Consider the following 12,608-nt stretch of genomic DNA (forward strand, 5'->3'; position numbering starts at 1 on the left):
GTTCTGCGGTGGTTGCTCATGGCAGGGCTCAGTTACATGTTCGCCACGCTTGCCGTGCTGGGTGGCCTTGCTCTGCTGCCGAAGGAGAAGCAGCTTTCACTCTCCGAGGCGTTTGTTGGATGGCTGGTCATGGGGCTGGCCGGGTTCCTGTTCGCCGTCATGGCTGTGCGGCTACGCAGGCGTAGCCGGTCCTGATGTGGCGCTCGCGCCCAGCCAGGCGCGCGTGCCGAAGGATGCGCAGGACCGGCTGGCGATGGCGGCGGCCTGGGTCAGGGCGGCGGGGAAGGTGTGGGGGTCCAGGGGCCCCGCGCCGGCGGCGAGGTAGTAGGTGAGGGCGCCGTGGAGGATGTCGCCGGCGGCGAGGGTGTCGGCGACGGGGAGGGCGGGGACGGGGACGGTGCCGCCGCAGTTGGGGCCGGACCAGAGGATGGGGGCGGGGCCGTGGGAGATGGCGGCCCAGGGGACGGCGTGGTCGTGGAGGAAGGCGAGGGTGTCGCTGGGGAGAGCCGTGCCGGGGGGATGGAAGTCGGCGGAGCAGAGGGCGATGTCGATGGAGGGGAGGAGGGCTTCGGTGCCGGGTTTCCAGCTGCCGGCGTCGAGGAGGGTGGGACGGGCGAGGCGGCGGGCGGCTTGGGCCGCGGGCATGGCGAGGTCGAGGTGGTGTCCGTCCAGTTCGATGAAGTCGGCCGCGGCGACCAGGGCTGCCAGGTCGTCGGGGGGCGTGAGGTGGCGGTGGGCGGCGTTGGTGGAGGCGACGGCGCGTTCGCCGGTGGCGGCGGTGATCTGGATGGTTGAGACGGTGGGTGGGTTGGCGTCCGCGGGGGTCTGATCCAGGACGGTTACGCCCAGGGCGGCCAGGTCGGCGGTGATGCCTGCGGCCAGGGGGTGGGTGCCGATGGCGGTGAGGAGGGTAGCGGTGCCGCCGAGGTGGCTGAAGGTGGCGGCGGCGTTGGTGGCGGGGCCGCCGGCGGCGATGGTTTGGGCGAGGGCGGTGAGCTTTTCGTTGGGGGCGGGGACGTGGTCGACGAGCTGGATGACGTCGAGAGTGCAGAGGCCGACGAAGAGGGCGTTGGGCATGGGGCGGGACCTCTTCCGGTTGGCCGTGTCGGCTGATGGCGGCGGGCGTTGAGCACTGTAGGGCGGCCGGCTCGTAATTCGTGGCAGCGGCCGCGTTTCCGAGCGAGTGAGGCACGGCGCCACCATGCTGCGATGGTTGTTGATGGCCGGGGCGAGCTTCTCGGTGGCGGTGCTGGCTGTGCTGGGCGGGCTCTCGGTGCTGCGCAATCAGACGCAGGTGTCAGTGCCGGGTGCCATTGTGGGGTGGGTGGTCCTGGGGCTGGCCGGTTTCCTGCTGACGGGGATGGTCCGGCGCGTTCGGGGGCGCGGGCGGCGGTCGTGAGTTGCGGGTGGCTGGGTCCAGCGTTCCCATGGTGGTGACGAAGGGAGCGGGCTCATGGCGGAGAGCGAGCCGACGGCGACCGAGGTGGATACGCGGTACAGCGATCAGGGCGCGGCCGCGAAGGGGTGGGCCGAGGCACGGGACCGGCTGGCGGGGGCGGAGTTGTACTGGCTGTCGACGGTGCGGGCGGAGGGGCGGCCGCATGTCACGCCGCTGATCGCGGTGTGGTTGGAGGGGGCGTTGTACTTCGTTACGGGGCGCGGGGAGCAGAAGGCCAGGAATTTGGCGGGGAACCCGGAGTGTGCGGTGACGACGGGGTGCAATGCGCTGGGGGAAGGGCTGGACCTGGTGGTGGAGGGCACGGCGCGCAGGGTTGAGGACGATGCGCGGCTGCGGGGCATCGCGGAGGCGTACGTGACGAAGTACGGACCCGAGTGGCAGTTCGAGGTGCGGGACGGGGCGTTCTACGGTGAAGCCGGGCACGGCGGCGAGGACTGGGTGTACGAGGTCGCGCCGGTGACGGCGTACGGCTTCGGCAAGGGTGCCGGGGACTACAGCCACACGCGGTGGCGGTTCGCGTAATGGGCCGCGCCCGGGGCCGACGGACGGAGTCCGGCGCAGCGGCCGGCCCGAAAGCACGGCCGGGCCCCCCGGGGGCTCGGGAAGGCGCGCGTGGGAGGCGCGTTTACCGGCGGCCTACGCGTGCTGGGGGAGGATTTTTGTTGGGAGTGGCTTCGCGGAGCGCGGTCGGACCATTACGCTGAGTGCCCAGAATGGTGTGGTGCGGGGAAAGCAGGGACGACGGAGACGTGCGGGGACGGTACGAGACGGTGAGCGGGAGGACCGCATGGGGAACACACGACCGGGTGAGGCTGGTCCGGGACCAGGGCCGGGGCGGCCGGTAGACGGCAAGGGGGCGGGGGTGGAGCAGTTGCTGGCGCGGGCGCAGAACGCGTTCGAGGTCGGCGAAGAGCTGCTGGAGCGGCTGGCGTCCGCGCTGATGACGCACACCGAGCTCGCGTCCTTTCGGCAGCACAAGGGCCCACCCCGCAAGCTGAGCCGCCGCACGCTGCGCCACACCTACCTGCTGGCCGACGGCAGCAACCTCACGCTCTGGGAGATCGAGCACAACACCGGCCCGGGTGGCGACCCGCGGTACGAGGTGTACACGGATCCGGAGTCGCTGGCGGCGGCGCAGTATCTGGTCGACGCGCGCTTCGGCGACCCGAGCCCGGAGGAGCTCGAGGCGGAGGCGGCGGACTGGCTGGCGCGGCTGCCGGAGCTGGCCGCGCTGGAGTTGCCGCAGAGCCCGAGGCAGTTCACCGAGGACCATTCCGCCGAGCACGCGTGGCGGGTGCTGCGGCGCGCGGAGAACGAGGACGCGCCCGGCGAGCAGATGCGGCGGTTGCTGCTGTCGGCGATCGGCCACGACATCACGTACGTCACCGGGCGCCATCTGCGCGCCGGCGGCCGGGTGGTGGGCTGGACGCTGTACGAGCACGCCTTTCTCCTGGCGACCGGTGAGGAGGTCAGCCTCTGGGAGGTCGAGCACACGATGAACCCGGAGGGGCGGCCGGTCTGCGAGGTGTACGACGCCGAGCGGGCCGCCTGCGACGCGGCCGACCTACGGCTGGAAGCCTTGTAGGAGCCCGGCCGTCCGGGTTTGGACCTAGGGCCTGTCCGGCCGGTCTCCGCGGCGTCGCGTGCCTCCCCCAGCCTGGCGGCTGGGTGGTGCCCCCAGGCACCAGCGCTCGCGGCGTTGTCGTCAGTCGACGACGTCCCCCAGCCTGGCGGCTGGGTGGGGGTCCCCCCGGCCGAAGGCTGGGGGAGTGCCCCCACCGCGTCGCCTCCCTCCTCCGCCTTGCGATCGCAGGCGCCAGACCCCGCTCCTTCTCCCACGGAGATCGGCCGGACAGGCCCTAGACCGACAGGCCCTTCGAGCGCAGCCACGGCATCGGGTCGATCGGGGCGCCGCCACCGGGGCGGACCTCGAGGTGGAGGTGGGGGCCGGTGGTGTTGCCGGTGGCGCCGACGCGGCCGATGGTCTCGCCGGTGGAGACCTGGCCGGAGGTGACGATCATCGAGGAGAGGTGGCAGAACCACAGCTCGGTGCCGTCGGGCAGGGTCAGGATGATGCGGTAGCCGTACGAGCCGGCCCAGCCGGCGGAGGTGATGGTGCCGCCGTGGATGGCCTTGACCGGGGTGCCGGTGGGGGCGGCGAAGTCCTGGCCGGTGTGGACGGTTGTCCACAGGGAGCTGGTCTGGCCGAAGCCTGCGGTGAGGGTGTAGGAGGCCACCGGCTTGACGTAGCTCTTGGCGAGTTCGGCGAGGCGGGCGGCCTCGGCCTTCTTCTTGGCCGCGGCCGCGGCGGTCTTCTTGGCGGCGGCCTCCGCGCGCACCTTCTGCGCCGCGGCGGCCTTGGCGTCCTTCGCGGCGGCGGCGCCGTCGGCGGCGGCCTTCTGCTGGCTGGCCTGGTCGAGGATGCGGGTGCGCAGTGCCTCGCCGGCGTTGATGTCCAGGTTCTTGGCGGGGTCGGCGGCCTTTGTGTCGTTGCCGCCCAGGAGCGTACCGATACCAGGCATGTCGGACACCTCGGGCAAGTGCGGGAGCGATACGGGGAGGGGGTTGTGGCCCTCCGCCGTGGCGACACCGCTGACGCCGAGTACGGCGACGGCGGCGACACCGAAGACGGCCGAACCACGGCCGAAGGTGCGCTGCTTGGCGACGCGGTGACGGCCCCGTACGGGGGTCGTGTTCTCGCGGGTGGGGTTCCAGGTATCGCCGTCGGTGCCGGTCTCGTCGAGCTCCGGCTCCGGCGCGAACTCCGGCGCGAACACGGACTCGGGGGCGAACGCGGGCTCCGGGTGGAACTCCGCCGCAGGCGCTGCGGCGTCCGTCAGACCGGCGGCTGCGGCGGCTTCACGCAGCTCTTCCCAGCCTGCTGCCATGTTCCATTCGGCGGTGTCCCAGCCGTCGATGGCGTTCTTCGATGGTGCGGTCTGCTCCGTCGCCGGTGCCGTCCAGCCGGCCGCTACGTTCCACTCGCCGGTGTCCCAGGCGGTGTACTCGTACCCGTCGTACTGATGGTGCTGGGAATCCGGTATGAGGGCAGGCTTGTTCGACGCCACGCGGGCGCACTCCTTTCCTTCCTTCTCGTCTACCGGGTTAGCTGACGGGTTCGGAGCAGGAAGGTCTCCTACGGTTCTGCCGGAGCAGAGCCGATTCACCCCAGGGTGGTGGTTCCCCGGTTCCCGCGGACGGGATTCGACAAGCGCACGGCGCCGCCAGTTCGGCGGAGGGACGACCGCGCTGCGTTATCGAACGTTAATAGAGGCGCAGGGGAATTCCAAGCCACTCTGGGCAGTTCACAGCAGGAATCTATGCGGATGGAATGCCCAGAAGCGGGCAAAGTGTCGTGACTCCTGTGACCGCCGGGAGACGTGAGTGTGCGTCAGTTGTTATTCGGAAGGCACTCGTCCGGTCACCTGGAGTGAGCGGGGGTGCTCGGCGCCGCCGACAGCGGGCGGCCAGTGGCGCTGACGGACGGGCACGGGCAGAGCGTGGAATGGCTGGGGTGACGCACCGGCTGTCTCAGTGGATTCGGCGCCGGGTGAGCGCCAGAACCGCCATGTCGTCGACCGTCATGCCGCCCGTGTGGTGTTCGACATCCGTGATCAGCGCGTCGAGCAGGGCGTCCGGGCCGGAGAAGACGCGGCCGGCGAGGGCAACCTCCGGGTCGTAGAAGCGGCCGCGGGCGTCCCGGGCCTCGGTGACGCCGTCGGTGAAGACCAGCAGTGTGCTGCCGGGCGGGAAGTCGGCGAGGTCGACGACGTCGGGCCAGCGGCCCAGCGCGGACATGCCCAGCGGCATGGCGGGGTGATCCGGATCCAGGGAGTTGACGGCGCCGTCCGGGTGGACGACCAGCGGGGGCGGGTGCCCACGGTTGATCAGGCGCAGGCGGTCGTCGCCGGGGCGGAGCTCCGCGAGCAGGGCGGTGGTGAAGCCCTCGGTCTGGTCGAGGGTGCCCCGGCGGAGCTCACCCGCGCGTTCGAGCGCGCGTTCGAGGCGGTCCGAGACTCCGTCGAGGGTCGGCTCCTGCTCGGCCGCCTCGCGGAAGGCGCCGATGATGACGGCGACCGCCTGCACGGCCCCCATGCCCTTGCCGCGTACGTCGCCGACGATGAGGCGTACGCCGTGCGGGGTGTCCTGGACGGCGTAGAGGTCGCCGCCGATCTGGGCGTCCGACTCGGCGGCGACGTAGCGCGCCGCCACGGTCAGGCCGGGGAGGCGGGAGGGCGGGGGTGGCAGGACGGCGACCTGGGCGGCGGCGGCGATGTCGCGGGCTGACTTCAGGCGGCGGTCGCTCTGGGTTATGAGGCGGTTGACGCCGAGCGCGAGGACGGCGATGGCCGCGATGGTCGCGATGGCGGTCAGCCGCATCGGGTCGCCCAAGTGGTGGTGGTACGCGGTCAGGCCCACGTCCGCCCCGACCGCCGCGAGGCCCGTGGCGGCGGTCCCGAGCCACGACAGCAGCGGGGCGGCGACCATCGGGGCCACAGCGAGGATCGGCGACGCGGTGAAGCCGGGTGGGGTGGCCAGCTCGAAGACCACGCCGGCCACGATAAGGAGGGCGGGGAGCCGGCGGGCAAGCGCGGTCTGGCGGTGCTTTCGTCGGTTCCCCACGTGTCTCAGGTTGGCGGGGAGGGGTGACCGCGTCGAGCGGATGTGGACCGTACGGGGGACGGGGCTCCCGGGCGGCGAGTCATGCCCACTGGTGCCGAGCCCAGGGCTGAGTCATGATGCCGGAATAGCCCGAAGGGCCCCGAAGGAGGCTGCGATGAAGCTCGGTAAAGCGCTCGCGACCGGTTTCGCGGAGGATGTGGAAGTCACGGCCGAGGACACGGCCGGGGTTCCCGATACGTACGAAGTGCCACAGGAAACAGTGGCCGAGGCGGCCGAGCCCCGGCAGGTGGTCGAAGTCTCGGCGCGGTGAGGTGCCGCTCGTGAGGTTGTTCCGCGAGCGGTTGCCGCAGGAGCGGCCGACGGTGCCGCCGACCGGTTACAAGGTCGCGTTCCCCATGCTTTCGGGGGACGGGTCGCGTACCGGGTTCCGTGGCGTCTCGCTCGGCGGCCGGATCGTGTACGGCGCCCTGGACGACGCCCGGTGCGGCTACGGGCGTCGTCACGGCAGTCCGGCGCGGGGATGCGACTGCGGGTTCTACTGTCTGCACTCGGCGTCCGAGGCGCAGGAGCTGACCTGCGCCACGGACTGCCGGGATGCGGTGATCCTGCAGGTCAGCGTCCTGGGCGCGTACACGCGGTACGAGCGCGGGATCCGCTACGCACGGCAGCGCGTACGCAACGTACGGGTCGGCCCGTGCCGCTGCGGGCACCCGGCCCAGGCCTTCGTCCGGACCGAGACCGGCCTGCCCGGGTGGCGCTCCCTGCGGGGGACCTGCGCTGCCTGCGCGGCCGGGCTGAGGCTGTTCCCGCTGACGGAGTTCGCCCGACTGGCCGGCGACTGGGTGAACGTGACGACGGACGCGCCGGTCAGACCGGCCGACCGCCGGGACGAGGTGCTGCCGCAGCTCGCCGCGGAGGCGGCGCTGATTCAGGCGCGGCTCGACCAGTTCCAGGAGCGGCTGGCAGAGCTGAACTGGCCGCCGGCTCCCGAGGAGAAATAGCCCGCCCTCACCCCGGCCCTCCCCCCGGCCCTCCCCCCGTCCTCAGACGCCGGACGGGGCTGGATCAGGGGTGGGTCTGACAGGGCCAGGTATGGCGCGCCACTCGTCGCGTCTTCCGCCAATACTGGACGAATGGACCACAACGCCGAGCTCAGGGAGTTTCTGCGGACCCGCCGTGCGCGGCTGAGCCCGCAGGACGCCGGTGTGCCGGTGAGCGGGACGGCCCGCAGGGTGCCGGGGCTGCGGCGCGAGGAGCTGGCGCGGCTGGCCGGGGTCAGCACGGACTACTACACGCGGCTCGAGCAGGGCCGGGACCTCAATGTGTCGGAGACCGTGCTGGACGCGGTGGCGCGGGCCCTACGGCTGGACGAGTCGGAGCGTACGTACCTCTTCGAGCTGGCCCGGCATCGGCCGCGGCAGGCCCGGCACCGCGCGAACCGCGTACAGCGGGTGAGGCCCGAGGTCCGGCGGGTGCTGGAGGCGCTGGACGGCCGGTCGCCGGCGTTCGTGCTCGGCCGGCACGGCGACGTCCTGGCCTCGAACCGGCTGGCCCGCGCCCTGATCACCGACTTCGAGGCGCTTCCGCACCGCGAGCGGAACATGATCCGCTTCATGTTCCTCGACGAGTCGGCTCGTGAGCTGTACCGCGAGTGGGAGCAGTACGCGGCGGACATGGTCGCCAGCCTCCGTTTCGAGGCGGCCCGCAACCCCGACGACCGGCGGCTCAGCGAGCTGGTCGGTGAACTCACCATCAAGAGCCCCGAGTTCCGCACGTGGTGGGACGACCATGCCGTGCGGGAGAAGACCAAGGGCGTCAAGCTCTACCACCACCCGGTGGTCGGCAACATGACGCTCTCGTACGAGAACATCAACTTCCCCGGCGATGCCGGCCAGTCGATGTGCATCTACACGGTCGAGCCGGGCTCGCCCTCCGAGGCCGCACTGCAACTGCTGGCCAACTGGACCACCACGAACGCGCCCGCGAAGGACGCCAGATAAAAGGTGCCACCTTCGAGCCGGGCCCGCCTTCGAGGCAGCACTGGAGCTGCCGGCCAACTGGAAAACTACGATTGGAATTACCCCCCCATGAGCGTGACCACCGTTAACGCCTACGCCGCGCCCGCTCCCAAGGCCCCGCTGGAGCTTACGACGATCCCGCGCCGGCAGGTCCGGGAGCACGACGTACTGATCGAGATCGCGTACGCCGGTATCTGCCACTCCGACATCCACCAGGCACGGGAGGAGTGGGGTGAGGCGTCCTTCCCCATGGTGCCGGGGCATGAGATCGCGGGTGTCGTGACCGAGGTCGGCTCCGGGGTGACCAAGTACGCGGTCGGGGACCGGGTCGGCATCGGCTGCTTCGTCGACTCGTGCCGGGAGTGCGAGAACTGTCTGCGGGGCGAGGACCAGTACTGCCTGCGTGGCCACGTGCCGACGTACAACGGCGACGGCTACGACGGCGAGAAGATGTACGGCGGCTACAGCAGCCACATCGTCGCCGACGAGAACTACGTCTGCCGCATCCCGGACGGCCTGAGCCTGGATGTCGCGGCGCCGCTGCTCTGCGCGGGCATCACGCTCTACTCGCCGCTCGCGCACTGGAACGCCGGTCCCGGCAAGAAGGTGGCGATCGTCGGCGTCGGCGGCCTGGGCCACATGGGCGTCAAGATCGCCCACGCCATGGGCGCCGAGGTCACCGCGCTGAGCCAGTCGCAGCGCAAGAAGGAGGACGCGCTGCGGCTCGGCGCCGACCACTACTACGCGACGAGTGACCCGGAGACGTTCAGCAAGCTCGCGGGGTCGTTCGACCTGATCGTCAGCACGGTCTCGGGCGGTTACGACCTGGGCGCTTACCTGTCCCTGTTGAAGGTGGACGGGACGATGGTGGTGGTCGGGGCGCCCGAGACGCCGGGCTCCCTGCACCTGTTCTCGCTGATCCCGGGCCGCAAGTCGCTCGCCGGCTCCATGATCGGCGGCATCCGGGAGACCCAGGAGATGCTGGACTTCTGCGCCGAGCACGGCCTCGGGGCGGAGATCGAGCTCATCACACCGGAGCAGATCAACGAGGCGTACGACCGGGTCGTCGCCAGCGATGTCCGCTACCGCTTCGTGATCGACGTCGCGTCGCTGCGCTGACGCCGCGATAAAAGCGCGCTGGGCGGGCCCGATTCGCTTCGGGCCCGCCCAGCGTCCTCCGTCCCGCTACTTCTTGCCGCACTCCTTGACATCGATCCGTACGACCTGCGGGTCGTGGTCGCTCGCCTGGTCGGCGAACTCGGCATTGATGTGCACGACGTCGTAGTCGTAGTGGGTGACGGCCGGGCTGGTCAGGATGTGGTCCAGGGTCTGCGAGTTGCCCTGGTAGTCGTAGCTGTAGCGCTGGTTGGCCGGGAGGGTGGAGATGAGGTCGGTCAGGACGGCACCGTTGTCGGTGAGGGTCTTGACCGCGGGCGAGAACTCGTAGTCGTTGAGGTCGCCGAGGGCCACGATACGGGCCTTGGGGTCGGCGGCGAGGATCTCGTCGACGAAGGCGTTCTCCTCGGTGGCCTGCTTGATGCGCTGGGTCTCGGAGGAGCGGGTCGGCTCCTGGTAGCGGCTGTCGAGAGGCTGGTCGCCGCCCTTGGAGTTGAAGTGGTTGGCGATGACGAAGACCGTCTCGCCCTGGAACTTGAACTCACCGACGAGCGGCTTGCGGCTGCTGTCCCAGGCGTCGCTGGTCGGGTTGATCCGGCCGGGCGAGGCCGAGAGCTGGGCGCCGTGCTTGGTCTTGACGACGGTCGTGGCGGTGGTCGCGTCGCCGCCGGCGCGGTCGGTGAAGCTGACCCGGTCCTCGTTGAAGAGGAAGACCTGGCGGATGTTGCCGCCGGGCTCGCCGCCGTCGGTGTCGTTCTGCGGGGTGACGTAGCGCCAGGAGTAGCGCGGGCCGCCGGCCGCCACGATGGCGTCGGTGAACTTCTGCAGCGTCGCCTCGGAGGTGACGGTGCCGTCGTCGGTCGCGCCGTTGTCGTCCTGGATCTCCTCCAGGCTGACGATGTCGGGCGAGTTGAGGTTGACGGCGACGCCCTCGGCGAGGCGGGCGAACTTCGCGTCGCTGTCGGACGGGTCCAGGTTCTCCACGTTGTATGTGGCGATGGCCAGTTCCTTGTCGTGCTGCTTGCGCGTGACTTCCTGCTTCAGGCCATTGTCGACGAGGGTGCCGAGGGTGGTGGCCTGCAGGTTGTAGCCGCCGTACGCGTCGTAGTCGAGCGCACCGGTGGTGGTGCCGGACAGCTCGTCGCCGACGTTGGCCGCCGGGACGGCTGCGTTGGTGGTGTCGAGCGACATCACCTTGATGCGGCCGGTGTTGGGCTGGTCGTACGAGGAGTAGACGGTGCCGCCGCGCACGGACGGGTTCTCGTTCGGCTTGGAGGTGACCCACACCTCGCCGTAGGCCGTGGTCGCGCCGACGACGCGTGCGTCCGAGACCTGGACGCGCTCGCCTTCGTGGGCCTCGTAGAAGTCCTGGGCGTACGTGGACGGGTCGAGGGTCAGCGACTCGATGCTGCCACCGCCGGCGGTGGGGGTGTACGCGTCGGGGATGGTCGAGGCGTCCAGGACGACGGCGGCGGAGAGGGCGTTGCCGGTGGAGAGGGTGGTGGAGGTCGGGCCGGAGAGCTCGGTGACCGACTGGGAGGAGGAGCTTGGGTAGTACTCCGAGACCTTGCCGCTGACCAGGACCGAGTCGCCGACGGCGACGGTGGGCACGGCGGAGCCGGTGTAGACGAAGATGCCCTCGCTGGTGGCGGGGTTGGCGTCCGGGGTCGGATCCTGGATCCAGTAGCCCTTCGACCCGGAGGTCCGTACGCCGGTGACGATGCCCGGGACGCCGTTCACGCTCTGGCCCTTGAGCGGCGAGATGCGGGTGCTGCCCTGGATGTCGTGGATCCGGAAGGCGCCCGGCTCGGTCGGGCCGGTGCTGCCGCCGCCGTCGCCGGCGCCCGCGGTCTCGCCGGCGCTGTTGGTCGCCGTCGGCGAAGCGGCGGTGAAGTCCGCCGAGTTGTCGTCGGTGTCGGCGAGCGAGGCCGCGCGGGTCACGGCGTTGGTGTTGCTCGCGGCCGGCGCGGCGGTGCCCTCGCGGACCACAGCGGTGCCGTAGCCCAGCAGGTCGACCACATTGGCGTCGGCGGCGCAGTCCGTGGCCGTCTTGCAGGTCAGCGCGGTCGTGCTCTTGACCAGCGCGACGGTGCCGCTGGTGGCCGCCATCGCGATGTTGCCGGTCGCGTCGGCGGTCGGCAGGGCCGTGGTGCCGCCACTGCCCGCCGCCTCGGAGACCAGGTAGCGGCCGCCGGGGGTGAGCGAGCCGGTCAGGGGCGTGACCTGCCACAGCGAGCCGGCGCTCGCGGCGGCCGGAAGGTACTGGATGCTGTAACCGTCCAGGGCGTACGCGCTCGTTGAGCGGTTCGCCAGCTCTACGAAGTCCTTCGTCAGCGTCGCGCCGGAGTTCCCGCCGCCGCCGTACGCCTCCGCGATCACGGCGGTGGCCGAGGGCGCGGCGAAAGCGGCGGGCAGCGGTGTCAGCACGAGGGAACCGGCGATACCGGTCGATATGAGTGCGATGCGTCTGAGGTACGGCACGAGTGTTGACTCTCCGATCAACGTGCGGCGGACGGGCGGCACTTGGGCACGGGACGCCGAATTCACGGCGTGCGATCGGCTGAGGTTACGCGCGTAGACATGGGCACGACAAGAGGCTGACGGTTAAATCTGAGGGTCTTTTGGGGGGAAAGGGGTTGCTGTCGGTTGCCCCCACCCCGCCGACCAGGGTGGGGGCGCCCCGAGTCAACCCAGCTTCGCCCAGGTGCCGCTGGTGGCGATCGCCGTGAGCTGGGCGACCGACAGCACGGGCGTCTTCCGGCTGATCGGCTGCTGGTAACCGGCCGCGTTCAGCTCGGAGACCGCGACGCGGAGCCCATCGGGGCGTACCGTGTCGACGCTCCAGAGCACCGCGTCCGCCAGGGATGCGGCGAGGGCTCCGGCCGATGTGACCGGAGCCCTCGACAACACCGCGGGAGCTAGGCGCGGGCCTCGCCCACGGCGGCGCCGAGCGCTTCCTTGATCCGGGGGCCGATCCGCGAGAAGCCGAGCTCCTTCATGGCGGCGCGGAGGAGTTCGTCGTCCGTCCGCTTCTCGCCGTCGCTGTCGATCCACCGCACGAGGGCGGTCAGTTCGGTCGCGGAGTACGCCGTCACCGGGCGCCCCGGCGTGAGCGCGGGCTTCTTGGGTCGGCGCGGGCGGGTCGTCTTCAGCACGTCGGAGGGGGCGGCGGGGGCAGCCTCGGCTTCCGGCGCCGGCACCGGCTCGGTGGCCGGGGCCTCGGGGGCGGCCTCGGCGATCGGCTCGGGCTCGGGCTCGGGCTCGGGCTCGGCGGCCGGGGCCTCGGCTTCCGGGGTGGCCGGCTCGGCCTCGATCACGGGTGCGGCTGCTTCCACCGGTTCGGGCGCGGCTTCGGCAGCCACCGCCTCGGTAACCGGCTCGGGCTCCGGCTC

The 12,608-nt window shown here is 71.2% G+C and carries 13 protein-coding genes, 1 pseudogene and 1 riboswitch; of the genes and pseudogenes, 8 read left to right on the forward strand and 6 right to left on the reverse strand.

Translation table 11 applies throughout. The annotated features are described in order from the left end of the window. The first annotated feature begins 18 nt into the window (after positions 1-18). A complete protein-coding gene (locus EFK10_RS47630) occupies positions 19-195 on the forward strand; it encodes a hypothetical protein (protein WP_164836099.1) in 177 nt (58 codons plus the stop codon). Here EFK10_RS47630 and EFK10_RS21520 read toward each other — a convergent pair. Beyond that, positions 172-1,077, reverse strand: coding sequence for a PfkB family carbohydrate kinase (locus EFK10_RS21520; RefSeq protein WP_127357290.1), 906 nt, complete (start codon positions 1,075-1,077; stop codon positions 172-174). The genes EFK10_RS47630 and EFK10_RS21520 overlap by 24 nt on opposite strands. A gap of 124 nt (positions 1,078-1,201) precedes the next feature. Between EFK10_RS21520 and EFK10_RS21525 the strand changes: the two genes are divergently transcribed. The 3 genes from EFK10_RS21525 to EFK10_RS21535 all read left to right on the forward strand — a co-directional run bounded on the left by EFK10_RS21525 (position 1,202) and on the right by EFK10_RS21535 (position 3,044). Then, complete coding sequence (locus EFK10_RS21525; RefSeq protein WP_127357291.1) at positions 1,202-1,399, forward strand: hypothetical protein; 198 nt, start codon at positions 1,202-1,204, stop codon at positions 1,397-1,399. A gap of 54 nt (positions 1,400-1,453) precedes the next feature. Then, positions 1,454-1,981, forward strand: a complete 528-nt coding sequence (locus tag EFK10_RS21530; RefSeq protein ID WP_127357292.1) for a pyridoxamine 5'-phosphate oxidase family protein — start codon at positions 1,454-1,456, stop codon at positions 1,979-1,981. Between the two features lie 265 nt (positions 1,982-2,246). Next, positions 2,247-3,044 carry a DUF6227 family protein gene (locus EFK10_RS21535; protein WP_407647116.1) on the forward strand — a complete coding sequence of 266 codons (798 nt, stop codon included), beginning with the start codon at positions 2,247-2,249 and terminating at the stop codon, positions 3,042-3,044. 274 nt (positions 3,045-3,318) lie between these two features. Here EFK10_RS21535 and EFK10_RS21540 read toward each other — a convergent pair whose 3' ends face one another. Then, positions 3,319-4,527, reverse strand: coding sequence for a M23 family metallopeptidase (locus EFK10_RS21540; protein ID WP_322973375.1), 1,209 nt, complete (start codon positions 4,525-4,527; stop codon positions 3,319-3,321). 11 nt (positions 4,528-4,538) lie between these two features. Continuing rightward, positions 4,539-4,679: riboswitch (cyclic di-AMP (ydaO/yuaA leader) on the reverse strand. A 311-nt stretch (positions 4,680-4,990) separates the two neighbouring features. Continuing rightward, positions 4,991-6,082 (reverse strand): PP2C family protein-serine/threonine phosphatase, encoded by a 1,092-nt coding sequence (locus EFK10_RS21545; RefSeq protein ID WP_240677376.1) that lies wholly within the window; start codon positions 6,080-6,082, stop codon positions 4,991-4,993. A 154-nt stretch (positions 6,083-6,236) separates the two neighbouring features. Between EFK10_RS21545 and EFK10_RS47635 the strand changes: the two genes are divergently transcribed. The 4 genes from EFK10_RS47635 to EFK10_RS21560 all read left to right on the forward strand — a co-directional run bounded on the left by EFK10_RS47635 (position 6,237) and on the right by EFK10_RS21560 (position 9,219). Then, positions 6,237-6,392: a hypothetical protein gene (locus tag EFK10_RS47635; protein WP_164836100.1), complete on the forward strand. Its 156-nt coding sequence runs from the start codon at positions 6,237-6,239 to the stop codon at positions 6,390-6,392. Between the two features lie 10 nt (positions 6,393-6,402). After that, complete coding sequence (locus tag EFK10_RS21550) at positions 6,403-7,083, forward strand: hypothetical protein (protein ID WP_240677377.1); 681 nt, start codon at positions 6,403-6,405, stop codon at positions 7,081-7,083. A gap of 132 nt (positions 7,084-7,215) precedes the next feature. After that, the gene (locus EFK10_RS21555) at positions 7,216-8,082 is read left to right on the forward strand and encodes a helix-turn-helix transcriptional regulator (RefSeq protein WP_127357294.1); all 867 of its coding nucleotides are present in this window, start codon (positions 7,216-7,218) and stop codon (positions 8,080-8,082) included. Between the two features lie 87 nt (positions 8,083-8,169). After that, a complete protein-coding gene (locus EFK10_RS21560; protein ID WP_127357295.1) occupies positions 8,170-9,219 on the forward strand; it encodes an NAD(P)-dependent alcohol dehydrogenase in 1,050 nt (349 codons plus the stop codon). A 66-nt stretch (positions 9,220-9,285) separates the two neighbouring features. Here EFK10_RS21560 and EFK10_RS21565 read toward each other — a convergent pair whose 3' ends face one another. The 3 genes and pseudogenes from EFK10_RS21565 to EFK10_RS21575 all read right to left on the reverse strand — a co-directional run. Next, complete coding sequence (locus EFK10_RS21565; RefSeq protein WP_127357296.1) at positions 9,286-11,697, reverse strand: endonuclease/exonuclease/phosphatase family protein; 2,412 nt, start codon at positions 11,695-11,697, stop codon at positions 9,286-9,288. Positions 11,698-11,901: 204 nt separating this feature from the next. Beyond that, positions 11,902-12,123 (reverse strand): hypothetical protein, encoded by a 222-nt coding sequence (locus tag EFK10_RS21570; protein ID WP_127357297.1) that lies wholly within the window; start codon positions 12,121-12,123, stop codon positions 11,902-11,904. 11 nt (positions 12,124-12,134) lie between these two features. Further along, positions 12,135-12,608 (reverse strand): annotated as a pseudogene (locus EFK10_RS21575) (hypothetical protein); the annotation flags it as partial.

The sequence above is a fragment of the Streptomyces soli genome (assembly GCF_003999195.1).
Lineage (GTDB): Bacteria > Actinomycetota > Actinomycetes > Streptomycetales > Streptomycetaceae > Actinacidiphila > Actinacidiphila soli.

Excerpts from the sequence above, each read along its gene's own strand:
- EFK10_RS21530 (WP_127357292.1), top strand. The coding sequence starts at position 1,454 with ATGGCGGAGAGCGAGCCGACGGCGACCGAGGTGGATACGCGGTACAGC.
- EFK10_RS21555 (WP_127357294.1), top strand. The coding sequence starts at position 7,216 with ATGGACCACAACGCCGAGCTCAGGGAGTTTCTGCGGACCCGCCGTGCG.
- EFK10_RS21535 (WP_407647116.1), top strand. The coding sequence starts at position 2,247 with ATGGGGAACACACGACCGGGTGAGGCTGGTCCGGGACCAGGGCCGGGG.
- EFK10_RS47635 (WP_164836100.1), top strand. The coding sequence starts at position 6,237 with ATGAAGCTCGGTAAAGCGCTCGCGACCGGTTTCGCGGAGGATGTGGAA.
- EFK10_RS21525 (WP_127357291.1), top strand. The coding sequence starts at position 1,202 with ATGCTGCGATGGTTGTTGATGGCCGGGGCGAGCTTCTCGGTGGCGGTG.
- EFK10_RS21520 (WP_127357290.1), bottom strand. The coding sequence starts at position 1,077 with ATGCCCAACGCCCTCTTCGTCGGCCTCTGCACTCTCGACGTCATCCAG.
- EFK10_RS47630 (WP_164836099.1), top strand. The coding sequence starts at position 19 with ATGGCAGGGCTCAGTTACATGTTCGCCACGCTTGCCGTGCTGGGTGGC.
- EFK10_RS21560 (WP_127357295.1), top strand. The coding sequence starts at position 8,170 with ATGAGCGTGACCACCGTTAACGCCTACGCCGCGCCCGCTCCCAAGGCC.